This is a genomic window from Kitasatospora sp. NPDC091257, assembly GCF_044757675.1.
GTDB lineage: Bacteria > Actinomycetota > Actinomycetes > Streptomycetales > Streptomycetaceae > Kitasatospora > Kitasatospora lactacystinica.
In genome coordinates this window covers 1-1,195 of record NZ_JBIVVI010001794.1, presented here as the reverse complement: position 1 = coordinate 1,195, position 1,195 = coordinate 1, and the positions used below count along the sequence as shown (strand labels likewise).

Annotated in this window: 1 protein-coding gene; it reads left to right on the top strand. The window is 76.5% G+C overall.

What is annotated here, in order from left to right; genetic code table 11:
• Positions 1–1,195 (top strand): AMP-binding protein (locus ACIQOV_RS42085; RefSeq protein WP_401056512.1); only part of this gene is annotated, 1,195 nt, incomplete at both ends.

Here is a 1,195-nt window from a genome sequence, read left to right as displayed (position 1 = left end):
CGCTGCCCGCCCCCTCGGCGCAGGCCCCCGCGTACCTGCTCTACACCTCCGGCTCCACCGGCCGCCCCAAGGGCGTGCTGATGCACTCCCTCGCCCTGGCCCACTTCGTGGCCTGGAACGTCGCCGACCACCCCGCGGCCCGCACCCTCCAGTACGCCTCCTGCGGCTTCGACGTCAGCGTCCAGGAGATCCTCACCACACTGGCCGGCGGCGGCACCCTGCTGCTGATCGAGGAGGAGACCCGCTACGACGTGACGGCGCTGGCCGCCGTGGTCCGCTCCACCCGGGCCGAGCGGCTCCACCTGCCGTACACGCCGCTGGCCGCCCTGGCCGACGCGCTCGGCGAGGAGCCCGTGCCGCACCTGCGGGAGCTGATCTCGGGCGGCGAGCAGGTGCTGGTCACCCCCGGGCTGCGGGCCTTCCTGAGCCGCAACCCCGGCTGCCGGCTGATCAACCACTACGGCCCGACCGAGACCCACGCGCTGACGGCCGGCGAGATCGACCCGGACGGCCCGGAGTACGCGCCGATCGGCCGCCCGACCCCGGGCAGCCGGATCGTGCTGCGCGACCCCGCCGGCCGCCGGGTGCCGGCCGGAGCGGTCGGCGAGATCCACGCCCTCGGCGTCCAGGTCGGCATCGGCTACATCGGCCGCGACGAGGAGAGCGCCGCCGTCTTCACCGACACCCCCGACGGCCCCAGCTACCGCACCGGCGACCTCGGCCGCTGGCGCCCGGACGGCCGGCTGGAGTACCTCGGCCGGGCCGACCGCCAGGTCAAGGTGCGCGGCTACCGGGTCGAGCCGGGCGAGATCGAGACCGTGCTGCGCGGCGTTCCCGGCGTGCACGCCGCCGCCGTGACGGCGCGCCGCACCGCGGCGGGCACCGTGCTCGCCGGGTACGTCGGATGCGCACCGGCCGACCTGCCCCGGGTCGCCGACCGGCTGGCCGACCTGCTGCCCGACTACATGGTGCCCGGGCTCTGGGCCACCGTCGACGCCCTGCCGTTCAACGCCCACGGCAAGCTCGACACCGCCGCCCTGCCGGAGCCGCGCCCGCTCGGCGCGGACGAGCCCCAGGCCGCGCCGGCCACCGAGCTGGAACGGACCGTGCAACGGCTCTGGGAGGAGGAGCTCGGCCGCCCCGTCGGGGTGGAGACCTCCTTCTTCGACCTGGGCGGGCACTCGCTGGCCGCCAC